Annotated in this window: 26 protein-coding genes; 10 read left to right on the top strand and 16 right to left on the bottom strand. The window is 41.1% G+C overall.

Going from position 1 to position 21,474, the window contains the following annotated elements; genetic code table 11:
- Positions 1–146: 146 nt before the first annotated feature.
- Complete coding sequence (locus OM33_RS02030) at positions 147–1,046, top strand: bifunctional GNAT family N-acetyltransferase/hotdog fold thioesterase (RefSeq protein ID WP_038638094.1); 900 nt, start codon at positions 147–149, stop codon at positions 1,044–1,046.
- A 25-nt stretch (positions 1,047–1,071) separates the two neighbouring features.
- Here OM33_RS02030 and mgtE read toward each other — a convergent pair whose 3' ends face one another.
- The 12 genes from mgtE to OM33_RS01970 all read right to left on the bottom strand — a co-directional run bounded on the left by mgtE (position 1,072) and on the right by OM33_RS01970 (position 10,367).
- The gene (mgtE, locus tag OM33_RS02025; RefSeq protein WP_038638089.1) at positions 1,072–2,433 is read right to left on the bottom strand and encodes a magnesium transporter; all 1,362 of its coding nucleotides are present in this window, start codon (positions 2,431–2,433) and stop codon (positions 1,072–1,074) included.
- Between the two features lie 121 nt (positions 2,434–2,554).
- The gene (locus OM33_RS02020; protein WP_038638086.1) at positions 2,555–2,827 is read right to left on the bottom strand and encodes an HPr family phosphocarrier protein; all 273 of its coding nucleotides are present in this window, start codon (positions 2,825–2,827) and stop codon (positions 2,555–2,557) included.
- A gap of 9 nt (positions 2,828–2,836) precedes the next feature.
- A complete protein-coding gene (gene rapZ, locus OM33_RS02015) occupies positions 2,837–3,688 on the bottom strand; it encodes an RNase adapter RapZ (RefSeq protein WP_038638083.1) in 852 nt (283 codons plus the stop codon).
- A gap of 15 nt (positions 3,689–3,703) precedes the next feature.
- Positions 3,704–4,162 carry a PTS IIA-like nitrogen regulatory protein PtsN gene (gene ptsN / locus OM33_RS02010; protein ID WP_038638079.1) on the bottom strand — a complete coding sequence of 153 codons (459 nt, stop codon included), beginning with the start codon at positions 4,160–4,162 and terminating at the stop codon, positions 3,704–3,706.
- A gap of 1 nt (position 4,163) precedes the next feature.
- On the bottom strand, positions 4,164–4,451 hold the full coding sequence (hpf, locus tag OM33_RS02005) for a ribosome hibernation promoting factor (protein WP_038638076.1): 288 nt from the start codon (positions 4,449–4,451) through the stop codon (positions 4,164–4,166).
- A gap of 22 nt (positions 4,452–4,473) precedes the next feature.
- Positions 4,474–5,970, bottom strand: a complete 1,497-nt coding sequence (locus OM33_RS02000) for an RNA polymerase factor sigma-54 (RefSeq protein WP_038638073.1) — start codon at positions 5,968–5,970, stop codon at positions 4,474–4,476.
- A 79-nt stretch (positions 5,971–6,049) separates the two neighbouring features.
- Positions 6,050–6,775: an LPS export ABC transporter ATP-binding protein gene (gene lptB, locus OM33_RS01995; protein WP_038638071.1), complete on the bottom strand. Its 726-nt coding sequence runs from the start codon at positions 6,773–6,775 to the stop codon at positions 6,050–6,052.
- Positions 6,772–7,290 carry a lipopolysaccharide transport periplasmic protein LptA gene (lptA, locus tag OM33_RS01990; RefSeq protein ID WP_234402717.1) on the bottom strand — a complete coding sequence of 173 codons (519 nt, stop codon included), beginning with the start codon at positions 7,288–7,290 and terminating at the stop codon, positions 6,772–6,774. Before lptA ends, lptB begins: the two co-directional genes overlap by 4 nt.
- A 1-nt stretch (position 7,291) precedes the next feature.
- On the bottom strand, positions 7,292–7,843 hold the full coding sequence (gene lptC, locus OM33_RS01985; protein WP_038638065.1) for an LPS export ABC transporter periplasmic protein LptC: 552 nt from the start codon (positions 7,841–7,843) through the stop codon (positions 7,292–7,294).
- Positions 7,843–8,415, bottom strand: a complete 573-nt coding sequence (kdsC, locus tag OM33_RS01980) for a 3-deoxy-manno-octulosonate-8-phosphatase KdsC (protein WP_081990990.1) — start codon at positions 8,413–8,415, stop codon at positions 7,843–7,845. The genes lptC and kdsC overlap by 1 nt, the downstream gene beginning before the upstream one ends.
- On the bottom strand, positions 8,412–9,374 hold the full coding sequence (locus tag OM33_RS01975; protein WP_038638061.1) for a KpsF/GutQ family sugar-phosphate isomerase: 963 nt from the start codon (positions 9,372–9,374) through the stop codon (positions 8,412–8,414). The genes kdsC and OM33_RS01975 overlap by 4 nt, the downstream gene beginning before the upstream one ends.
- A gap of 9 nt (positions 9,375–9,383) precedes the next feature.
- Complete coding sequence (locus tag OM33_RS01970) at positions 9,384–10,367, bottom strand: calcium/sodium antiporter (RefSeq protein ID WP_038638058.1); 984 nt, start codon at positions 10,365–10,367, stop codon at positions 9,384–9,386.
- 162 nt (positions 10,368–10,529) lie between these two features.
- Between OM33_RS01970 and mlaF the strand changes: the two genes are divergently transcribed.
- Genes mlaF through murA form a run of 7 tightly spaced genes read left to right on the top strand, consistent with a single transcriptional unit; the run spans position 10,530 to position 15,134 of the window.
- Positions 10,530–11,339: a phospholipid ABC transporter ATP-binding protein MlaF gene (gene mlaF, locus OM33_RS01965; protein ID WP_038638055.1), complete on the top strand. Its 810-nt coding sequence runs from the start codon at positions 10,530–10,532 to the stop codon at positions 11,337–11,339.
- Positions 11,332–12,111: a lipid asymmetry maintenance ABC transporter permease subunit MlaE gene (mlaE, locus tag OM33_RS01960; RefSeq protein WP_038638052.1), complete on the top strand. Its 780-nt coding sequence runs from the start codon at positions 11,332–11,334 to the stop codon at positions 12,109–12,111. Before mlaF ends, mlaE begins: the two co-directional genes overlap by 8 nt.
- Positions 12,112–12,121: 10 nt before the next feature.
- Positions 12,122–12,637, top strand: a complete 516-nt coding sequence (gene mlaD, locus OM33_RS01955; RefSeq protein ID WP_038638050.1) for an outer membrane lipid asymmetry maintenance protein MlaD — start codon at positions 12,122–12,124, stop codon at positions 12,635–12,637.
- A gap of 20 nt (positions 12,638–12,657) precedes the next feature.
- Positions 12,658–13,317 (top strand): MlaC/ttg2D family ABC transporter substrate-binding protein, encoded by a 660-nt coding sequence (locus tag OM33_RS01950; protein WP_038638047.1) that lies wholly within the window; start codon positions 12,658–12,660, stop codon positions 13,315–13,317.
- A 3-nt stretch (positions 13,318–13,320) separates the two neighbouring features.
- Positions 13,321–13,605: an STAS domain-containing protein gene (locus tag OM33_RS01945; RefSeq protein ID WP_038638044.1), complete on the top strand. Its 285-nt coding sequence runs from the start codon at positions 13,321–13,323 to the stop codon at positions 13,603–13,605.
- A gap of 5 nt (positions 13,606–13,610) precedes the next feature.
- Positions 13,611–13,865, top strand: a complete 255-nt coding sequence (locus OM33_RS01940; protein WP_038638041.1) for a BolA family protein — start codon at positions 13,611–13,613, stop codon at positions 13,863–13,865.
- 9 nt (positions 13,866–13,874) lie between these two features.
- Positions 13,875–15,134: a UDP-N-acetylglucosamine 1-carboxyvinyltransferase gene (gene murA, locus OM33_RS01935; RefSeq protein ID WP_038638039.1), complete on the top strand. Its 1,260-nt coding sequence runs from the start codon at positions 13,875–13,877 to the stop codon at positions 15,132–15,134.
- 61 nt (positions 15,135–15,195) lie between these two features.
- Here the strand turns inward: murA and OM33_RS01930 are convergent, their stop codons facing one another.
- The 3 genes from OM33_RS01930 to OM33_RS01920 all read right to left on the bottom strand — a co-directional run bounded on the left by OM33_RS01930 (position 15,196) and on the right by OM33_RS01920 (position 18,362).
- Entirely contained in the window at positions 15,196–16,272 is a 1,077-nt protein-coding gene (locus tag OM33_RS01930; protein ID WP_038638035.1) for a trypsin-like peptidase domain-containing protein, read from the bottom strand.
- A gap of 147 nt (positions 16,273–16,419) precedes the next feature.
- Positions 16,420–17,784, bottom strand: a complete 1,365-nt coding sequence (locus OM33_RS01925) for a DegQ family serine endoprotease (protein ID WP_038638032.1) — start codon at positions 17,782–17,784, stop codon at positions 16,420–16,422.
- Between the two features lie 119 nt (positions 17,785–17,903).
- A complete protein-coding gene (locus OM33_RS01920) occupies positions 17,904–18,362 on the bottom strand; it encodes a ZapG family protein (protein WP_038638029.1) in 459 nt (152 codons plus the stop codon).
- Positions 18,363–18,468: 106 nt separating this feature from the next.
- On the opposite strand from OM33_RS01920, the gene zapE reads away from it, so the two are divergent.
- Positions 18,469–19,563: a cell division protein ZapE gene (zapE, locus tag OM33_RS01915; protein WP_038642901.1), complete on the top strand. Its 1,095-nt coding sequence runs from the start codon at positions 18,469–18,471 to the stop codon at positions 19,561–19,563.
- Positions 19,564–19,623: 60 nt separating this feature from the next.
- Here the strand turns inward: zapE and OM33_RS01910 are convergent, their stop codons facing one another.
- A complete protein-coding gene (locus OM33_RS01910) occupies positions 19,624–20,175 on the bottom strand; it encodes a hypothetical protein (protein ID WP_038638025.1) in 552 nt (183 codons plus the stop codon).
- Positions 20,176–21,041: 866 nt separating this feature from the next.
- On the opposite strand from OM33_RS01910, the gene rplM reads away from it, so the two are divergent.
- Positions 21,042–21,470, top strand: coding sequence for a 50S ribosomal protein L13 (gene rplM, locus OM33_RS01905; protein ID WP_010561590.1), 429 nt, complete (start codon positions 21,042–21,044; stop codon positions 21,468–21,470).
- Positions 21,471–21,474 lie beyond the last annotated feature (4 nt).

Here is a 21,474-nt window from a genome sequence, read left to right as displayed (position 1 = left end):
ACGAATTCGGTTGTGATCAAGGTAAGCTCTTGTAAAGTCTATTCACTATCAAGCTTAGAATAATACCAAAGTGTTTACCATGGAATGATTCTATATTGACCTTTTTTAGGTTAATCTGTTGCCAAATATCATAATAAGGAGTCGGCATGTTACAAGTAACGACACCCCAAAGTAGTCAAGATTGGCAGGATTATTATCAACTTCGATGGCAAGTTTTACGTGCTCCTTGGCAGCAGCCAAGAGGCTCAGAGCAAGACGAGTTTGAACAAGATGCAGAACACCGCTTTATAAAAAATGAGCAAGGGCAAGTTTTAGGCGTAGCGCGTTTACATTGGAATACCTCTGAGCAAGCACAAGTTCGATACATGGCGGTAAATAAAGATCACCGCGGTCATCATTTAGGTAGCCGATTGCTACATGAGCTTGAAAAAATAGCTTGGCAGCAAGGGGCTAAAGAGTTGCTGTTGTTTGCACGAGATCGCGCTGTTGAGTTTTATAAACGCCATGGATATGTGGTCGTTGAAAAAGCACATTTAATGTATGGCGATATTCAACATTGGAAAATGGTTAAAGTGTGTCCATCTTGTCCTGGTTGGTTCCGTCGTCCAGAGTGGACCAAGGTGTTGCAAAATACATGGCGTGAAGATATTCCAATCAGCGATGCAATGGGTATTAAGGTTGAAAGTTATACCGATTGGCAATTCACCACAACAGCCGAGTTTAGCGCTAACCAAAACCTACACGGTACTATGTTTGCGGGATCGATTTATAGCTTAGCGACTTTGACAGGTTGGGGGGCAACTTACCTTCACTTAAAAGAAATCGGTATTGAAGCGGCTATTGTCTTGTCAGATGCCAGTATTAAATACCTAAAGCCGTTAAAGCTAGATCCGAAAGGAAGTGTGGATTTGCAAAAATGCAGTGGCGACTTAACACTCTTAGAGCAAGGCGAAAAGGCGGTTTATCGTGTGCCTGTTAATATCTATGACGGTGAGCAACTCGTTGCTGAGTTTGTCGGTGAATACACGCTATTACCACAAAGATAAGGTGATATAAGCATAATCGCTTATATCACGGAAGAAGGAAGTAGGTAGCTGTGCCAAGGAAGGCAAAAATACCAACGACATCTGTGACTGTGGTTAGAATTACACCGCCAGCTAGTGCCGGATCAATATCTAGCTTTTTCAGTACTAAAGGTATTGTCACTCCAGCACAACCGGCTGCAAATAAATTCATAAACATGGCAAAAGCGATAACCAAGCCTAGTTTATAATCCCATTGCCATAAGGCGACAACTGTCGCGATTAATACTGCCCAAATCATACCGTTAAGCATGCCGATGGCGATTTCTTTACCGATTAACCAGCGTTGGTTGGCGTCATTGATATGGCCAACAGCAATACCGCGAATGACTAAAGTAAGCGTTTGGCTACCCGCTATGCCGCCCATAGAGGGGACGATGCCATTTAATACTGCCAATATTGGTAAAATGCCAAGAGTTGATTCAAAAAAGCCTGCTACAAACGCAGCAAGAATTGCAGTAACTAGGTTTACCCCTAGCCAAACTGAGCGGCGTTTTGTACTTTTAACTACGGGTGCGAATGTATCTTCTTCATCATCAAGACCCGCCATACTCATCATGCTGTGTTCGGCTTCTTCTCGAATAACATCAACAACGTCATCGATGGTGATACGACCAAGCAATTGACCGTTATCATCTATAACAGGGGCAGAAATCCAATTATGACGTTCAAACAGCTGCGCAACCTCAGACTCACCCATACTCATTGGAATGGCTTCGGATTCATTATCCATCACCTCTCGTACTGTGAGACTTGGACTTTTCGTTAACAGGGTTGCGAGCTGCACATCCCCTAAAAACTTATTTTCTTTGTCTACCACATAGAGCTCATCGGTACCTTCAGGTAACTCGCCTTTTAACCGTAAATAACGAAGTACCACATCAAGCGTTACATCGGGGCGAATGGTAATGGTATCGGTACTCATTAAAGCACCAGCAGTTTCTTCCTCGTATGAGAGAACTACTGTGGCACGTTCTTGGTCGGTTTTATCCATTGAGCCCAATACTTCTTGGTAGACAGTATCAGGTAAACTGCGGAGTACTTCAGCAAAGTCATCATCATCCATTTCTTCTGTTGCAGCAGCAACAAGTGCAGGATCCATTTGGGCGATAATGCCGTTTCGAACATCTTCAGCGAGTTCTTCTAACGTTTCACCTTGTAAGTCAGGATCAACTAGCTGCCATAATACAGTCCGGCTTTTATGTGGGGATGATTCCAATAAGTGTGCAATATCACAGGGAGGCATATGTGCCAACATGCGTCGAACGTGCACAAACATGCCGCTACTTAGGGCTTTTGTTACCTCATGTAGTTGTGTTTGTGAATAATCTTGTTCTAGTGCTTCTGGCATGTTCACCCTATAATAATTTGATGTTTGGAGTGAATGTTTGCAACTCTTTGATTTATAGAGTTTACTTGTCTTAATTTATTGTAGCATTAATGCTGTTAAAAGTTTTAATTAAGTGAGTAGTTTATTCGTCTTCGTTAAATTTGGCTTCAATTAAATTACCGATTGCTGAAAGAGCAGCATCTTGGTCGGGTCCATCGCAACGGACTAATACTTCTTTTCCTTGCGAGCTTTCAAGTAGCATTAAGCCTAATACACTATCAGCATCAGCTGTTTTATCACCTTGAGTAAGGCTAATTTTGGCATCAAATGCCATTGCTAGTTTGGCCAATTGGGTTGCTGCACGCGCATGCAACCCCAGTTTGTTGATAATCAAAAAGTTCTTTTCGATTGCCATATTACCTACTCACTTAGACTTGGTTTGCTCGCGATGATGCGCTTTTACATTTTTATGATGCTTAGCAAAACTTTCGGCCAGAGTTTGCGCCAAATAAACAGAGCGATGCTGTCCACCAGTGCAACCAATAGCTACAGTTAAATAGCTGCGGTTATTTCGTTCTAAATGAGGTAACCAGGTTTCAATAAATGTCTGTATTTGCCACGCAAACTTGTGCACAACAGGTTGATTAGCAAGAAAATCAATAACTGGCTGATCAAGTCCAGTAAGCGGTTTTAAATGTGGCTCCCAGTGGGGGTTAGGTAAAAATCGCGCATCGAAGACATAGTCCGCATGCTTTGGAATACCATGCTTGTAGCCAAATGATTCAAACGTAATAATTAACTGGTTCGATTTTTTACCAAGTATTTTTTCACGAATACTATCAGCTAACTGGTGAACACTTAAATCAGTAGTATCGATAAATATATCGGCTTTTGATGCAATGGGATCAAGCAGCTTTTTCTCGGCTTCAATCGCTTCTTCGAGCGAAATATTATTTAGAGACAGCGGGTGTAACCGGCGAGTTTCTGAAAAGCGTTTAATCAGCGTGTGCTCATCACTGTCGAGATAAAATAGTGTTGGGGTGGCAAAACCTGGAAGGTAATCGAGTACTTCTTCAATCTCTTCCGGCTCTTTTGTCATATTCCGTGCATCAACGCTTACAGCGATTTTGTCATATTTGTCGGAAACAGTTCGGATTAAAGAAGGTAACAGGTTTACAGGGATGTTATCAACAACATAATAGCCGAGGTCTTCCAATACTCTTAGGGCAACGGTTTTACCCGAGCCTGAACGGCCACTGATTAAAATTAGCTGCACTTAAATCTCCTAACGTTAGTTACTCGCTTCACTGCTAATAACTTGATAAAGCTGATGATTGTTCTCAGCATGACGTAGCTGACGACAAAATTGCTTGTCTTTTAGTTTATCAGCGATAGTGGCTAAAGTCTGTAGATGTTGTTGGCAGTTTTGCTCTGGTATGAGCAGTACAACAAACACATCAACGTCTTTGTCATCAATGGCATCGAAAGGGATAGGTGATTGATTTACAATTAAAAAGCCAATAGTGTTTTGCAGGCCATCAATACGACCATGGGGTATTGCAAGTCCTTTACCAATACCTGTACTGCCGAGTTTTTCACGCTGTAGTAAAGCGTCTAAAAACTCTTGAGAAGTAATGTCTGGCGCATGTTGATGTGCGAGATCACTTATAAATTCGAAGAGACGTTTTTTGCTATTAAAAAGGACCGCGGTTTTAGCGCAGTCCTCAGCAATAATATCAGTTAATTTCATTTTAATGGCGAGATAATTTCTCTTTATGTTTTATTACTTGGCGATCAAGTTTGTCGACCAAGCCATCAATTGCTGCATACATATCTTGTTGTGCTTCAGATGCGAACAGTTCACCGCCATTAACGTGCATCGTTGCTTCTGCTTTTTGTGATAACTTTTCAACATCTAGAATAACGTGCACGTTATTGATGTGATCAAAATGCCTCTCAAGTTTTGCAAATTTGTTAGTGACATAGTCTCTTAAAGAATCAGTAATTTCTACGTGACGACCTGTTAAGTTTAATTGCATAAGCATTTTCCTTCTATATGGTCTAGATCAGGCATTTGCGCTGATTAGACGGTGGTATGGATAGCGACTCACGATATTTAGCGATTGTGCGTCGCGCCACTTTAATTCCTTGTTCAGCTAGTAGGTCAGTAATCTTGCTATCACTTAATGGCTTGGCAGGATTCTCTGCAGCTACTAACTTTTTGATCAGTGCTCGAATCGCTGTGGATGAGCACTCACCCCCATTTTCTGTGCTAACGTGGCTTGAAAAGAAGTACTTCAATTCGTAAATGCCACGTGGTGTATGCATGTATTTTTGCGTTGTTACTCGCGATATAGTCGATTCATGCATTTCCACCATTTCGGCGACATCATTTAAAACCATTGGTTTCATAGCTTCATCGCCATATTCAAAGAATGCCTGTTGTTGTTCAACAATGCAATTGGCTACTTTTAATAAAGTGTCATTGCGGCTTTCTAAGCTTTTAATAAACCATTTAGCCTCTTGTAAATGGTTGCGAATAAATTGGCTGTCAGTACCTGACTTCATTGAGCGAGTCAGTGCAGCATACTGCTCATTTACCCGTATTTTTGGCATACTGTCATTGTTTAATTCAACACGCCAGCGGCCTTTTATTTTCTTTACTGAAACGTCTGGCACCACATATTCAGGTTCTTCACGAATGATGCTTTCAGCTGGTTTTGGATTAAGGCTATGTATTAATGTTAAGACTTCTTTTAACTCAGGTTCTTTGAGTTTGGCCTTCTTCATAATGGTACGATAGTCTCTTAACCCTAAAAGTTCCATATGGTTTGAGATTACGCTTTTTGTTTCGCTTAGCCAAGGAGTATTTTTGTCATACTGATTGAGTTGGATCAATAAACATTCCTGTAGCGAGCGAGCAGCAATGCCAACAGGATCAAAAAGCTGAACGCGTTTCAGTACCGCTTCAATTTCATCTAGTTCAATTTGCTCTTGATCTTCAGACTTTTGTACTGCTTCTAAAATTTCTTCTGTACTTTGCGTAAGGTAACCTGAATCATCCACAGCTTCGACGATAGTGGTTGCGATTACTTCATCGTTATCGCTAAACGGCGTCAAGCGTAATTGCCACATAAGATAGTCTTGCAGTGACTCGCTTGTTGAGCCTTGGTAGATGGTGTCATTTTCTGGTGCCGGTGCACTGCTCACTGAAACTGGCGCAGCGCTGATGTAATCATCCCAAGAGACGTCCATAGCAAGGTCGTCGGAAAGGTTTTCGTTGTTTAAGGCGTCGCTGGATTCTATTTCAGATTGGCTAACAGGTGCTTCGAAGTCATCACTCGTTGTTGAGTCATCAGCACTCGATTCAGTGTTTTCATTATTGTTGGTGTCGTCACTGAAATCGTTGTCTTCTTCCAGTAAAGGATTGGCATCTAGGGCTTCTTGTATTTCTTGTTGCAAATCTAACGTGCTTAATTGCAGTAGGCGTATTGCCTGCTGCAATTGCGGAGTCATTGTTAGTTGCTGCCCAAGGCGAAGCTGTAGCGATTGCTTCATGTAGTTATTCTAATCCTTCTCTATTTCTCAAGCTGTTGGTTAACAATTCAACTCCAATTAGGAAGTGCTTTCACTATTACTATAGTCTGAATTGTTCACCTAGGTATACATCACGAACTTTTTGGTTATTTAAAACGTCTTCCGCCGTGCCTGATGCAATTAATTCTCCGTGAGAAACAATATAAGCTTTCTCACATACATCAAGGGTTTCACGCACATTATGGTCAGTAATCAGTACGCCAATGCCGCGATTTTTTAAATGCTCAATTATTTTCTTTATATCTATCACTGAAATAGGATCAACACCAGCAAAAGGTTCATCTAACAGGATAAATTTAGGGTTTGCGGCTAAAGCGCGAGCGATTTCAACACGTCGGCGTTCACCACCGGAAAGTGCCATACCTTGTGAGTCGCGAATATGGCCGATGTTGAATTCTTCAAGTAAATCGTCGAGCGCTTCTTCTCGTTGTACGCGATTAAGATCTTTACGGGTTTCAAGAATTGCCATGATGTTTTGATAAACGGTAAGCTTTCTGAAGATTGACGATTCTTGCGGTAAATAGCCGATGCCTAATCGTGCACGGCTATGCATAGGTTGAAGTGTTATGTCATTATCATCAATGCGAATTGAGCCCATATCACTTGGAACCAAACCAACAATCATATAAAACGTCGTTGTTTTACCTGCACCGTTAGGACCGAGTAAACCAACAATACTGCCGGCTTTTACTTCTAAACCAACATTTTTAACAACTTGACGTGATTTATAACTTTTTGCCAGCTTTTCGGCAATTAATGTGCTCATTTTTCGCCTTGTTTTGTTTGTGTATTGATGATGGTTTTTACTTGGTTATCTGAATTTTTCGCTTTTTTCGATGTGACAGTTTCATTTTCACGGTCGTAAATAATGGTATCTGCTGACATCATGTCGCCATTTTGCTGAAATTTTGCATTTCCAGACATGGTAAATAGTGATTTAGCAACGTCATAAGTAATGTTTTCAGCACTTGCAATTATCGTTGAACCATCTTCTTGAATCGCGCTAAACTTTACTGGCTTACCGCTGGCAATGAGTAATTGTTGATTATCGCCCAGCTCAGTACGCTTATGTGCTTCTAAGTAGTCAGCAGTAATTGACATATTACCGTGTTTTATTTGTACATTTTTTTGAAAAACACCGATGTTTTCTTTCAGTCGTGCTGATTGCTCATCTGCATCTATTTCAAGTGGGTGCTTTAGTTTAATTTGCTCAGCCATTACGTGGCCACTTGTGATGCACAAAGTGAAAGCCAGTCCAGCGATTGACATTAATCTCGTCATTTTATTGGTCATAATAAGTGGTCTTTGTATGGTTGATTAAGTTGATTACTTGCTCTTCTAAATTAGCATTGAGGCCTTGGCCTTTAATTTCAAGCCCCGGGCCTGTCATTTTCACTTCGCTATCCGAGGTCATTATTTTGGTCGAGATGAAATACTCAATACTTGCCGCTTCTATTGTGTCGAGCATCACATCCGTGGTCAGGCTTTTGGCGATTACATTCTGCTCAAGAATAAGCTTTTCGTTATCGTAAAGCGTCGCTTCTTCAGCTTTCAGTTGCCAAACACCTTGCTCCGAGAAAATAGTGAATTGTGGTTTTACAAAGTGTGTAAACCCTAACTCTTGATACATTGACATCTTTTCAGCTGTTACTTTATGACTAACGGTGCCTAAGTCACTAAAGTACGTCTGTTTTAAATCGGTAGCGATGTAATCAGGAATATTAGTGATAGGTTTAACTATCTGTATTTGCTCTTTCGGTGCGAAAAAGTAGGGTAACCACAGCCATAACATGGCAATGGTAAATAAAATTGAAAGCGCAATACGGGCAGACATTAGCTACTAGTACCTGAGTGACTGAGTGGTTTATCTTGGCTCAGCATAATTAAATCTGTTAATTCGCGTACGGCACCAAAGCCACCCAACATCGTGGTTTTGTAATCAGCAATTCGTTTTACGAGCGGGTGTGCATCATTTGTTGCTACCGCAAAACCAACGAGTTCCATGACGGGTAAGTCGGGGCTATCATCACCAATATAGGCTATTTCATCATTGTTGAGCGAGAGCGCTTCTTTTAACGTGTTGAACGCAACAATTTTATCTTCTTGTCCTTGATAAATATGTTGCACGGTCAGGCTTTTCATACGATTTTCGACGATTTTTGAGTTTCTGCCAGTGATAACCGCAACTTGAACGCCGCTATTGATTAATGATTTGATACCAAACCCATCTTTGGTGTGAAATGCTTTTAGTTCTTCGCCATCATTGCCAAGGTAGATGCGGCCATCGGAAAAAACGCCGTCGATATCACAAATTAACAGCTGAATTTTGCTGGCTTTGGCAAAAACAGTTTTGCTTGTTTCTGCATACAGTTCATTAAAAAGCTGCTGTGACGATGTTAAGCTCATAGTACACCTGCTTTTAGTAAATCTTGCATGTTGAGTGCACCAATTGGTCTTTGTTGTTGGTCAACCACAATTAAGCCATTAATTTTCTTTGTTTCCATGATGTTTAATGCTTCTGCTGCGAGCATGGTCTCAGGTGCCGTGGTACATTGCTTGGTCATCACATCAGAAATAGCAGTCGCATGAATATCAATTCGTTGCTCTAAGATACGACGCAAGTCACCGTCAGTAAAAATACCTTGTAATGTATTATTTTGGCTCACAACGGCGGTCATACCAAGCCCTTTAGCGGTCATTTCAAGCAGCGCATTTTTTATCGTTGTTACTTCTGACACGATAGGTAAAGCATCACCTTGATGCATAATGTCTTTGAGCATTAAGAGTAAACGTTTACCTAGGCTACCTCCTGGATGCGATAAGGCGAAGTCATCGGCAGTAAATCCTTTCTCTTCGAGTAATGCAACCGCAATGGCATCGCCCATAGCAAGTGTTGCCGTTGTGCTTGCCGTAGGTGCTAACCCTAAAGGACATGCTTCTTCAGAAATAGCAATGCAAATATGAACATTGGATTGTTGCGCCAGCGTTGAGTTTTTTTTGCCACTCATACCAATTATTTTTGCGCCAATGCGTTTAATAACAGGTATCAGATTAATAACTTCGGCTGTTTCACCTGAATTCGAAATCATCAATAGCACATCATCTTTGGTGATCATACCTAGATCACCATGACTTGCTTCACCTGGGTGCACAAAAAATGAAGGTGTCCCCGTACTTGCTAAGGTCGCAGCTATTTTATTACCAATATGACCTGATTTGCCCATCCCGATTACAATGACACGACCTTTACAGTCGTACATCAACTGACATGCATTGCTAAAATCATCGTTAATATATTGTGCGAGCTGTTCAATCGCGTTTTTTTCGATTTTTAATACACGTTTTCCGCGAGCAATAAAGTTCATGTGTTGGCCTTAAGCGCTTACTGATGAAAAAATAAGGTATTGATAAGCAACAAATGCGACTAGTAGTAAGCCACCTTCTATTCGGTTTATTCGACGTGAGCCACGAATACTTAAACTCATGGCGATTAATGCCACGGTTGCGCCAAGCATAATTAAAATATCACGCGATGATACTGCAGGGTCAACACTTGAAGGGTTAATGATACCGGCAAGAGAGAGCACTGCGAGCAGGTTAAAAATATTAGATCCAATAATATTACCCAGTGCTAAGTCATCTTCATTTTTCAACACGCCAGCAACACATGCTGCCAATTCAGGCAAGCTCGTGCCAATCGCTATTATGGTTAAGCCGATAACTAAATCGCTTATACCGAATAATTTAGCAATATCGGTAGCTGAATCAATAATAAAATGAGAACTGACAGGCAGTACGGCCATGCCAATAACAAGCCACATTAATGCGAGAGGAGTACTGACATTGTCAGGCACTTCATCACAGGCTTCGTCAACAAACGGGTCATGTTCGGCATTGGCTGCTTTACTTTGTTTTACTGAAATAACAGTAACGGCAGCAATAAAGATTACAAACCCAGCCATCAGGGCAATGCCTTCACCAAAGCCTAAGTAGTTATCTGATAAAATATACCAAGCTGCTAGTGAAACAAACATCACCACCGGCATTTCGCGTTTTAAGGTAGTTGAAGAGACATTTAGTGGGCGCAGTAATGCTGTAATACCCAAAACTAAAAGAATGTTAGTTATGTTCGAACCAATAGCATTACCAACCGCTGTGTCCGTTTGCTGCGCTAATGCGGCCTGAGCCGATACCATCATTTCAGGGGCTGAAGAGCCCATAGCAACAATCGTTAAACCAATGATTAATGTTGGAATTCCGTAATTCTTTGCCAGTGCTGCAGCACCAAAAACAAAGCGGTCCGCACTCCACACTAAGCCGACAAATCCTGCAATTAAAATAGCAATTGATAACAACATTCTTGAATAAAAACCAAAATTTAGATAACACCAAATAATATCAAATCTTGATTTAAAACACAGCTTTTGTAACCGTTATTACAAATATTTACTTTTTCATAGGTTTCACAACAATTTCAAAAGGCTTAGAATACACTGCGCAATTAATTCTAGGAGAGCGACTTGTCGCAAAATTTAGTTGAAATAAAGGATGTTACCTTTTCTCGTGGCGATAGAATTATCTATCAAAACATGAGCTTTAGCGTCCCGACAGGAAAAATAACCGCCATAATGGGCCCAAGCGGTATTGGTAAAACAACCATGCTACGCTTAATTGGTGGACAACTAAAACCGGATTCTGGCGACATTCTTTTTGCTAACGAAAGCATTCCAAACATGTCACGCAGCGAGTTATATCAAGCGCGTGAGCGCATGAGTATGCTATTTCAAAGCGGTGCTTTGTTCACCGATATGAGCGTATTTGACAATATCGCTTTTCCGTTACGTGAACACACTAAACTATCCGAAGAGATTATTCGTATTATCGTGTTGATGAAGCTCGAAGCGGTTGGCTTGCGTGGCGCACGTGACCTGATGCCTTCTGAGCTGTCGGGTGGTATGGCTAGGCGTGCAGCATTGGCCCGTGCAATCGCACTCGACCCTGAACTAATCATGTATGACGAACCTTTCGCAGGACAAGACCCGATTTCAATGGGCGTGTTGGTTAAGCTAATAAAATCGCTAAACCAAACCCTTAATATTACGTCGCTTGTTGTGACGCACGATGTGGCAGAGGTTATGAGTATTGCCGATCACGTTGTGATATTGGCAGATAAGGGCGTAATTGGCGAAGGAACACCAGAGCAGGTATCTCAATCTGAATCGCCGTTAGTACAACAATTTTTACAGGGGCTATCTGATGGTCCTGTACCATTCCACTTTGATGCTGCGCCATACAATCAAGATTTATTAATGGGAAGCGAACGTGGTTAATACTATTCAAACAATCGGCCGCAATACGTTAGATACATTAGCAGGCATCGGTCGCGCGCTACTTATGTTACTAGGTGCCATTTTTAGTGTGCCAAATTTCAAAAAAGGTACGCCCCTATTAATAAAACAGCTCTACATGGTGGGCTTTTTATCATTAATTATTATTTTGGTATCAGGTCTTTTTATCGGCATGGTACTGGCCTTACAAGGCTATACGGTATTAGTTGATTATGGTGCAGAAGACAGTTTAGGGCCGCTAGTAGCGCTTAGCTTATTACGTGAGTTAGGTCCGGTGGTTACCGCACTGCTATTTGCGGGCCGAGCAGGCAGTGCATTAACTGCTGAAATAGGCTTAATGAAAGCGACAGAACAGTTAACAAGCTTAGAAATGATGGCCGTTGACCCCCTTAAGCGTGTGATTGCGCCACGTTTTTGGGCTGGAATGATTAGTATGCCATTGCTTGCGATGATCTTCTCTGCGGTCGCGATTTTAGGGGCTCACATTGTCGGAGTAGATTGGCTTGGCGTTGATTCCGGGAGCTTTTGGTCAATTATGCAAGCCCAAGTTTCGTTTGAAAAAGATATTTTAAATGGTGCAATCAAAGCGGTAGTTTTTGCATTTGTTGTGACTTGGATTGCACTTTATAAAGGTTATGACTGTGTACCAACCTCGGAAGGTATTAGTAAAGCAACCACAGAAACAGTAGTGCAATCGTCACTGGCAGTATTAGGATTAGATTTTGTGCTAACAGCAATTATGTTTGGCGCGTAAAGGGTAAAAAATGAATTCGAAGAAAATTGAAATTTTAGTAGGCTTTTTTGTCTCACTTGGCATAGCTGCAATAGTAATGCTTGCGCTTAAAGTTGCCAATGCGGGTATGAGTGGTAACGGTGATAGTTATAGCCTCTATGCAAAATTCGATAATATCGGCTCACTAAAAGTGCGCTCACCGATTAAAGTGGGTGGTGTAGTTGTCGGCCGTGTTGAAGCAATTAATTTAGACCCAACGGACTATGTGCCAGTAGTACACATGAAAATTTCTACAGAATATAGCAATTTTACTGAGACTACCTCGGTCAATATATTAACGTCGGGCATTTTAGGTGAACAATATTTGGGAATTAATCCTGGTGTTATCGCTCATAAAGATATGAACGGCGAGGATGAACTAAGTGAAATGTTTGGCCTCGAAGAAGTGAAAGTTTTAAAAGATGGTGACTTTATTACTGATACAAAATCAGCTCTGGTATTGGAAGAGTTAATTGGTCAGTTCTTATTTAACCAAAGCAACGATTAATTGGGATTGTGATAATTAAGATGATGAAATTTTTAATTGCGACTTTATTAGTGCTTACGTCATGTGTGTCTTTTGCTAAAGGCGTTGACGAAAGTAATCCGTATTTAATGGTGAGAACGGTTGCAGAAAATACCTTTGCCCGTATCACGCAAGATAAAGCAATAATTGAACAAGATAAAAACCATTTAAAAGTGGTTGTTGAGGAAGAACTTCTGCCTTATATCGACTATCGTTATGCGGCGCAGCGTGTTCTTGGTAGCTACATTTCTAAAGTACGAAATATTAAAGATAAAGAAGAGCAAAAAGCAGAAATTGAAAAGCTTAAGCGCTTTATTGATGTATTTCGCGAGTATTTGATTACATCTTACGCAGGTATTTTCACACAGTACCGTGGTCAGGAAGTTGAGTTTGCGCCAGCTCAAGACTTTTCGGAAGACAAATTAGTTTTGGTTAAAACTAAGATCGTGGAATCAGGAAAACCTGATATTAATATCGACTTTAAGGTACGCAAAACTAAATCTGGTGAGTGGAAAGGCTTTGATATGTTACCAGAGGGCATAAGCTTACTTGATGCCAAACAGTCTGAATTTCACGGTATTCTGCGTACAGAAGGATTAGGTTACGTAATTGATATGCTAGATAAAAAGAGCAAGTTGCCAGTGCAATTTGCTGGTGAATAAGCAATGTCAAAATTATCGTTAACAGCAGTAGATGAGGCTAATTACGTATTGAGTGGCGAATTAAATCGCTACTCAGTTGCCAATCTGCAGTTACCAAAAAATAGCTCTACATCCACTCTCACACTTGACCTCAGTGCAATAACTAAAGTTGATACTGCAGGGCTCGCATGGTTAATCTATAGTTTCTCGCAATTGCAACGGAACAATATAAGCCTTAAACTTGTCCACTTACCTGAGCAGCTCAAAAAGCTAATGCAATTGGGTCACGTAGAGAATTTATTTGAGTAGAGTTAATGGATCCTAAACAAGTCGAAGATATTTTATCGCAAGCACTATCGCTTGATTTTGTAAAAGTTAAAGCTGAAGGCAGCCACTATGAAGTGATTGTTGTTGGTGAATGTTTTGCTGACGTATCACGCGTTAAACAACAGCAAATGGTTTATGCACCATTAATGGAAAAAATTTCTGACGGCACTATGCATGCCGTATCAATTAAAGCTTACACGCCAGAGCAATGGGAACGTGATCGCAAATTGATGATGCTATAGGTGGCATCAATGGATCAATTTGTAATTCAAGGCGGCAGCACGATTGCTGGTGAAGTGACCATTTCGGGTGCCAAAAACGCCGCACTACCTATTTTATTTGCTGCAATTCTTGCAAACAGTAAAAGCCGGTTTACTAATGTACCGCGCTTACGTGATATCAACACCACAGAGGCGTTACTTGCAACGCTTGGTGCCAAAGTAGAATGGCAGCAGGATGATTTGGTTGTAGATGGAAGTACTATTGATAAAGTACTTGCGCCATATGATTTAGTGAAACAAATGCGCGCATCTGTGCTTGCACTTGGCCCGCTACTTGCGCGCTTTGGTGAAGCACAAGTGTCACTTCCAGGTGGTTGTGCGATTGGTGCACGTCCTGTTGATCTTCACATTTCAGGCCTTGAAAAAATGGGTGCTGATATTACTGTGGAAGGCGGCTACATCAATGCCAAAGTAAATGGTCGCCTGAAAGGTGCACACATCTTTATGGATGTAGTTAGTGTGGGAGCGACCGAAAATTTACTGATGGCAGCAACTCTAGCGGATGGCGTCACGGTTTTAGAAAATGCTGCGCGTGAGCCTGAAATCACCGACCTTGCCAAATACCTCAGTGCTATGGGGGCAAAAATTACCGGTGCAGGCTCTGATCGCATTGAAATTATTGGCGTTGAAACACTTACTGGTTGTGAACATCGTATTTTACCTGACCGTATTGAAACAGGTACATACCTAGTTGCAGCAGCAATGGCAAAAGGCGAAGTGCTTTGCCATGGTACAGATCATTTCAGCTTAGAGCCGGTTATTGAGAAATTGCGTGATGCAAATGCCCATATCGAGTTAACTGATAACAGCATTTACTTAGATATGCGAGGCCGCATGCCAAAAGCGGTTAATATTAAAACCTCTCCGCATCCGGGCTTTCCAACTGACATGCAGGCTCAATTTACAGCCCTTAATGTCGTTGCTGAAGGCAGCGCAACCATTACGGAAACGATTTTTGAAAACCGTTTTATGCATGTGCCAGAGCTTAAGCGTATGGGGGCAAATATTCGTTTAGAGGGCAACACGGCAATTTGTGAACATACTGAGTTGTTGAGTGGCGCTCAAGTGATGGCGACCGATTTACGTGCATCAGCCAGTTTAATTTTAACGGGTGCAATTGCGCAAGGCGAAACAATTGTAGATCGTATCTACCATGTAGATAGAGGCTATCAACGTATCGAAGATAAGCTAGGTGGCTTAGGGGTAAAAATTGCTCGTCGAAAAGCTTAGATAACACGATATAAATTAAAAAGGCCGCAATTGCGGCCTTTTTAATGTGTGATTATTAACATTAGAACTGCAGTTCACCCACTGTGACGGGCAGAATAATCGTTTTGCCTTCACGAAGAATGGAAAAGTTTAATGTTTGTCCAGGTGGAGTATTGGTGATTAATTCGAGTGTTGTATTTGTATTAACCACTTTCTTGCCATCAATTTTAGTCACAATATCATTGAGTTCAAAGCCAGAACGCCATGCTGGGCCTAACGGGTCTAAACGCGCAACACGCATGCCATAAACAGGCGTATGGTTATTTCTTACCAAGCGGCCAGAGCTGTCAACTGGATCGGCATCAAAGCCAATGTAACCGCGAATTACACGACCATATTTAATGATTTTATCCATGACCTCTTTTGCTAATGAATAAGGCACAGCAAAGAAGATTCCTTGCACTTCTAGATTTCTTGCATGTTTGAACTTGGCTGAGGTAATACCTACTAGCGTACCATTGGTGTTTATCACTGCGCCACCGGAGTTACCTGTGTTTACCGCTGCATCCATTTGTAAGAAGCGTGTATGACGAGTTTGGGCAATATTAGTTTTGTCAGTAGCACTGATAATGCCTTGCGTGATTGTTTGACCAAGATTGAGCGGGTTACCGATAGCGAGAATGACATCACCTACTTGCGGTACAAAATCGTTATTTGTAGGGATCTCAGGTAGGTGTTCAGCAGTAATTTTTAGTAATGCTAAATCGGTTGGCACATCAAAGCCAATTACTTGAACATCAGTAAATTGGCGTCCATCATTTAATACCACAACAATTTGGTCTGCATTATTGATAACGTGATAGTTGGTAAGAATGTAGCCCTTTTTTGACATGATAATGCCAGAGCCAAGCTCCCTTACTGCGCTAACAGGGCGTAAACTACGAGGCCGGTTACTAATCGATTCAGAGTAAATGTTTACTACAGCTGGCGATGCTGCTTTAACGGCATTGGCAAAGCTAAGGTGACTTGCATTTAATGGTGTTTTATTCGCCTGAAATTGTTCGCGTAATAAGTCTGGTGAAAATACCAGAAGGTAAATAAAGGCAAAACCAAGCCCTAACAAGATTGGGGTCAGTAAAAACTGTAGCTTTTTTAACACACTGGGCCGTTTAATTATTTTTTTCAAAGGGTGTTTATTGTGGCAAGAATATGACTTTTCGGCAAGTTGCAGGTGGTTTCACACATCCATAAAAAAACGCTCAAGCTAAGTTGAGCGTTTTGATGTAGCAAGTTGTATGAAATTGAATTATTGAATCTGTACGTTAAAAATTCGTGTGCCACGTTGAACACGAAGGAAGATGTATCCCTCTACATCGTCAACAGCCTTACTTAAGTCGCGAACAGATTCAACACGCGTGCGGTTTACCATTAAGATAACATCACCTTCCTCTAACCCTACACGTGCTGCTGGGGCACGATTTGAATCAATCGACTTGATAACAACACCTTCTTTGCCGTCATCCGTTTGGCCAGCTTCAAGTGTTGCGCCAGTTAAATTACGATGCATTTTATCTGCAGCCGTTGCAGTATCTGACATGCCGCCAAGTTTTACTTTAACGGTTTTATTCTTGCCATCACGAATAATGCCTAGCTTAACTGTTTTACCTTCTCCTGACGTTGCTATTTTGCTACGCAGCTCCATAAAGCTGTGAATTTTCTTACCGTCGATACTGACAATAACATCATTGACTTTTAGGCCAGCTTTTTCTGCTGCACTATCTTCGATAATCTCATTAACAATTGCACCTTGCTTGGTTTCTAAACCAAATGCTTTTGCGACGCCAGCATTGACATTGCTACCTAAGATACCGAGGCTACCACGGCGTACTTCACCATATTCTAAAATTTGGTCAACGAGACTTTTCATCATATTTGATGGAATGGCAAAGCCGATACCTACATTCCCGCCAGAGGCACCTAAAATTGCAGTATTAATACCAATAAGCTCACCATTAAGGTTTACCAATGCACCACCTGAGTTACCTTGGTTGATTGCTGCATCGGTTTGAATAAAGTCTTCATAACCTTCAATATTAAGGCCTGAGCGACCAAGCGCACTTACGATACCCGAGGTAACTGTATGGCTTAAGCCGAAGGGATTACCAATAGCAACAGAGAAATCACCAACACGAAGCTCGTCGGAATCTGCTAGTTTCACTTCGGTTAAGTCATCACCGTCTACCTCTAGCAACGCAATATCAGATTGCGGATCACTGCCTACCAGTTTTGCTTCAAACTCGCGACCATCTTGAAGGGTAACAATAATTTTTTCGGCATCTTGAATAACATGATTGTTAGTAACAATGTGACCATCGCTGGCATCAATAATTACCCCTGAACCTAAACCGCTGAAAGGGCGCTTTTCAGCGCGCGGTTGTCGCTGAGGGTTGCCAAAAAAGAAGTCAAATGGGTCTACGCGCTGGCGCACTTCTTTTGAACCAGAAACACGGATGCTCACCACACCAGGAGTCACTTTGTCGAGCATAGGTGCAAGGGTAGGTAGTTGTTGGCCGTTAACCGAAACAGGTAATTTTGCGTGACTAATCGCCGGAGAAACTAATAAAGTAGCGGAAAGAATTGCTGCGCTTAATACAGATAATTTTGTTTTCATAGTCAAAATAACGCTCCTTAAATCAAAAAGGTAGCCAATTTGTACTGTGCTAGTACGCCACAAATTGGCCAGTTACTTATAATGACTATGGGGTCAAAAAAAAGTTCATCAAGATGCGATTAAGCACTTTCTGATTGCTTATTTTCTGAACTATCACCTCTAAAAATACCTGTTTCGCCGGTAACAAAGTCTGCTGGCGGTGCTTGTAATTCTGCATTTCTCGCAAGGATCTCAGTGCGTGTTACATCGTTATTACGTGTTTCAGGCAAAATTTCAGTGGCTTCTTGGGAAAAGAAAGGAACAACTTCACTGTCGTTTTTAGCGACGAGTAGTTTATTTGTTTCTTCCATGTGCTTAACAAGTTGAAGGTAACTGTCTTGCATTTTTCCCATCAGTTTATTGGTGTGAGCGACATGATCTCCCACATCTTGTTTAAACTGCTCGAGGTCATTTTGCGCTTTTTCTACTTCTTTCTCGAGCTCGTCATGTTCATATTGACGTTTAGTAAGTAGGCTTCCGGTGAAAAAACTTGCTATGGCTGTCGCAACTAATAAGGTGATCCAAATGGCTGTACTCATATTATTAAGCCTTATAATTTTTGAAAATACATACTTTAAATATACGCTTTGATTGCGCTCGTGTTAATATTTTACATCAAATTTTAAGTAACTCTTTGTATTTATGATGACCCCTTGGCAAAAATATCAACAAGATTTGACGCGTGATGATTTTCACCATGATGCCGCGCAAGAAAATGCGGTGCGACATTTGCAGCGTTTATATGACGATTTAACGGCGCAACCTCCAGTTAAAAAAGGTTTCTTTGCCAAGCTTTTCTCAAAGCCTGAAAAACGTGAAATCAAAGGGTTATATTTTTGGGGTGGCGTAGGGCGTGGCAAAACTTATCTTGTTGATACGTTTTTTGAAGCCTTGCCATTTGAGCGCAAAATGCGTGTGCATTTTCACCGCTTTATGCATCGCGTACATGATGAGCTTAAACTGCTTAAAGACGTTCAAGATCCTCTTGAAAAGGTGGCAGATAAATTTAAAAGTGAAGCCGATATTATCTGTTTTGATGAATTTTTTGTGCAAGATATAACCGATGCAATGTTGCTTGGTGGCTTGATGCAGGAGCTATTCAAACGCGATATCGTTTTAGTTGCTACGTCCAATATTGTACCTGATGAGCTATATCGCAATGGTCTTCAGCGTGCGCGATTTTTGCCTGCGATCGATTTAGTTAAAGCAAATACCGAAGTGGTTAATGTTGATTCGGGTATTGATTACCGTTTGCGTACACTGGAACAAGCGGAGATCTATCATAGCCCACTAGATGCTCAAGCAGATAAAAATTTATATGAATACTTTGATAAGTTATCGCCAGAGCCTGGTCATAAAGACAAAGTTATCGAGGTTGAAGGGCGCAATCTAACAACTCGAATGGAAGCTGACAGTATTGTAATGTTTGAATTTAGCGAGCTATGCGAAACTGCGCGCAGCCAAGTAGATTACATGGAGCTCAGCCGGATTTATCACACTGTGCTACTTTCAAATGTAAAATATATGGGTTCAGAACATGCTAACGATGATGCAGCGCGCCGCTTTATTGCTTTGGTTGATGAGTTTTACGAGCGCAATGTTACATTAATTATTTCTGCCATCGCACCGTTAGAAGAACTTTATACAGGCGGTATTTTAGACTTTGAATTTAAACGCTGTATTAGCCGCTTACAAGAAATGCAAAGTTTAGAGTACTTAGGGCGTGAGCATTTAGCCTAACGAGACGTGTTTAACGTAAAGAAACTAGAACTTAGGCCTAGTTTCTTTAACCTTTCTTTTCTACTGCAACTTTACTTTTTTAATTTTTAGCCACGCGTTACCGCCTTTTTCATCGGTTAGATTTGGCACAAAATAAAGTGCAGAAACATTAGCTTTTGTGACGCCTTTATCTTTAGACCAGCTTGGTGTCCATTTTGGGCGGCTGAAATTATCGAAAGTTAATGAGTGCGTTTGCCATTTATTCGCACTTGGCAATATTGTTTGATAGTGCGCATAACTTTTATCACCTGTTCCACCATAATCTTTCTGCGATAACTTAACCACTAACGGTTTATCGCTTTGATAAGTGATCTCGATACTTGTGATACCTTCCAGGGATTTTTTGGGCAGATCGTAAATTAACTCCACCCATGAATTATTTTGCTTATCGACACGTGGTACGCGGTTGAACGCTATACCCACATAATCTTTTTTTACTAATGGTTCTTCATAGCTTGCAGTACTGCCGTGTGGGTCTACTGCGAAACGCCATTGTTTCGCATCTAGGCTTTGCGTCGCGTTTAGTGAAAAGCTTGAAAATAGTATTGCTGTAAGCAGTGATTTTAAATACATAATCTTTTTCTTATGGTGATTATTTTATGTTTGTAGCAATACAGGGGAGGTTGCTGGATGAGAGGTTGATTGTAGGGTAGTTTATTTTGTTGTGGAAGTGGGCATTTAGTCTTAGTGATTAAGTTCATTTTTGTTTCTACTTCCCTGTTATTATCTTGCACCATCCATGGTGCACTCGTTCATTCTTTTTTAATCGGTAAAAACGAACCACAAATTTATCGGGAATAAATTTGAACAGCGAAGCTGGCCCGAAGGGTGAAATATACGTATGTATTTCGTAATAAAAGCCGCCCCGAAATCAAACTTATCTTCAAATAATTTTTAAATGTGAACATAAACGCCATCAAGCTAGCCATTCCGTTTCAATCAAACCCGACAAGTGGGTTTTAATTGATAATACGAGACTGGAAGCGGAGCGTGTCGAGTAAGTCATACTGAGATAGGGATATCGATTTATGACGTTTATCTTTAAATTTAAAGCTACTTTGAGGGTTAAGTTTGATTGTACGGCCGCCTTTCTTTTGGTTACTTTATTTTTGGCGAGACAAAGAAAAGTGACATGAGCCCCATGGATGGGGTTTATTAAAATACATGGAGGTAAGTGCTGAAATTTTACTCAATGTTTCAAAATCCTACTCAACCCCTTACTCGCAGCCAAAAACCTTTATTTTCCTCAAATTATTAGTAGAAAAACTATCCAGGCCTTGCTATAATCCGCGTCCGCCACTTACCGTTCTACCTCGGTTAGTTTAGCCACAGCTGAGGGTTTTAAGTCTTGAGCTCGAAGGGGTTGAAGCAAGTGTAATAGAGCAGCAGAAATTTTTCTGCTTGTGGTTTTTAAATTGTAAACATTGGATTTTTAATAAATGAAAACGTTTGTTGCTAAGCCAGAATCTGTAAAACGTGACTGGTACGTAGTTGACGCTGAAGGCAAAACTTTAGGTCGTATCGCTACTGAAATCGCTCGCCGTCTACGCGGTAAGCATAAAGCTGAATATACTCCTCACGTAGATACTGGTGATTACATCATCGTTATTAACGCTGAGAAAGTTACTGTAACAGGTAACAAGACGACTGATAAGATGTACTATGCTCACACTGGTTTCCCAGGTGGTCTTAAGTCTATCACTTTCGATAAGCTTCAAGCTAAAAAGCCTGAAATGATCATCGAAAAAGCAGTTAAAGGTATGTTACCAAAAGGCCCTCTAGGTCGTGAAATGTACCGTAAACTAAAAGTATACGCAGGTTCAGAGCACGCACACGTTGCTCAACAGCCTCAAGTACTGGACATTTAAGGAG

This window comes from Pseudoalteromonas piratica (genome assembly GCF_000788395.1).
In the GTDB taxonomy this organism is placed as follows: domain Bacteria; phylum Pseudomonadota; class Gammaproteobacteria; order Enterobacterales; family Alteromonadaceae; genus Pseudoalteromonas; species Pseudoalteromonas piratica.
Note: the sequence above shows the minus strand (reverse complement) of the source record. Positions and strands in the feature narration are given on the sequence as shown.

Excerpts from the sequence above, each read along its gene's own strand:
- OM33_RS02030 (WP_038638094.1), top strand. The coding sequence starts at position 147 with ATGTTACAAGTAACGACACCCCAAAGTAGTCAAGATTGGCAGGATTAT.
- zapE (WP_038642901.1), top strand. The coding sequence starts at position 18,469 with ATGACCCCTTGGCAAAAATATCAACAAGATTTGACGCGTGATGATTTT.
- OM33_RS01970 (WP_038638058.1), bottom strand. The coding sequence starts at position 10,367 with ATGTTGTTATCAATTGCTATTTTAATTGCAGGATTTGTCGGCTTAGTG.
- OM33_RS01950 (WP_038638047.1), top strand. The coding sequence starts at position 12,658 with ATGATGAAATTTTTAATTGCGACTTTATTAGTGCTTACGTCATGTGTG.
- mgtE (WP_038638089.1), bottom strand. The coding sequence starts at position 2,433 with ATGCCAGAAGCACTAGAACAAGATTATTCACAAACACAACTACATGAG.
- OM33_RS01925 (WP_038638032.1), bottom strand. The coding sequence starts at position 17,784 with ATGAAAACAAAATTATCTGTATTAAGCGCAGCAATTCTTTCCGCTACT.
- rplM (WP_010561590.1), top strand. The coding sequence starts at position 21,042 with ATGAAAACGTTTGTTGCTAAGCCAGAATCTGTAAAACGTGACTGGTAC.
- hpf (WP_038638076.1), bottom strand. The coding sequence starts at position 4,451 with ATGCAATTAAACTTAACAGGTCGTCACGTAGAAATTACTGATTCTTTA.
- OM33_RS02000 (WP_038638073.1), bottom strand. The coding sequence starts at position 5,970 with ATGAAGCAATCGCTACAGCTTCGCCTTGGGCAGCAACTAACAATGACT.
- OM33_RS01975 (WP_038638061.1), bottom strand. The coding sequence starts at position 9,374 with ATGAACTTTATTGCTCGCGGAAAACGTGTATTAAAAATCGAAAAAAAC.
- OM33_RS01910 (WP_038638025.1), bottom strand. The coding sequence starts at position 20,175 with ATGTATTTAAAATCACTGCTTACAGCAATACTATTTTCAAGCTTTTCA.
- OM33_RS02020 (WP_038638086.1), bottom strand. The coding sequence starts at position 2,827 with ATGGCAATCGAAAAGAACTTTTTGATTATCAACAAACTGGGGTTGCAT.
- OM33_RS01945 (WP_038638044.1), top strand. The coding sequence starts at position 13,321 with ATGTCAAAATTATCGTTAACAGCAGTAGATGAGGCTAATTACGTATTG.
- ptsN (WP_038638079.1), bottom strand. The coding sequence starts at position 4,162 with ATGAAATTAACTGATATTATTGCTGAGGACTGCGCTAAAACCGCGGTC.
- mlaD (WP_038638050.1), top strand. The coding sequence starts at position 12,122 with ATGAATTCGAAGAAAATTGAAATTTTAGTAGGCTTTTTTGTCTCACTT.
- OM33_RS01920 (WP_038638029.1), bottom strand. The coding sequence starts at position 18,362 with ATGAGTACAGCCATTTGGATCACCTTATTAGTTGCGACAGCCATAGCA.
- kdsC (WP_081990990.1), bottom strand. The coding sequence starts at position 8,415 with ATGAGCTTAACATCGTCACAGCAGCTTTTTAATGAACTGTATGCAGAA.
- lptA (WP_234402717.1), bottom strand. The coding sequence starts at position 7,290 with ATGACGAGATTAATGTCAATCGCTGGACTGGCTTTCACTTTGTGCATC.
- lptC (WP_038638065.1), bottom strand. The coding sequence starts at position 7,843 with ATGTCTGCCCGTATTGCGCTTTCAATTTTATTTACCATTGCCATGTTA.
- murA (WP_038638039.1), top strand. The coding sequence starts at position 13,875 with ATGGATCAATTTGTAATTCAAGGCGGCAGCACGATTGCTGGTGAAGTG.
- lptB (WP_038638071.1), bottom strand. The coding sequence starts at position 6,775 with ATGAGCACATTAATTGCCGAAAAGCTGGCAAAAAGTTATAAATCACGT.
- OM33_RS01940 (WP_038638041.1), top strand. The coding sequence starts at position 13,611 with ATGGATCCTAAACAAGTCGAAGATATTTTATCGCAAGCACTATCGCTT.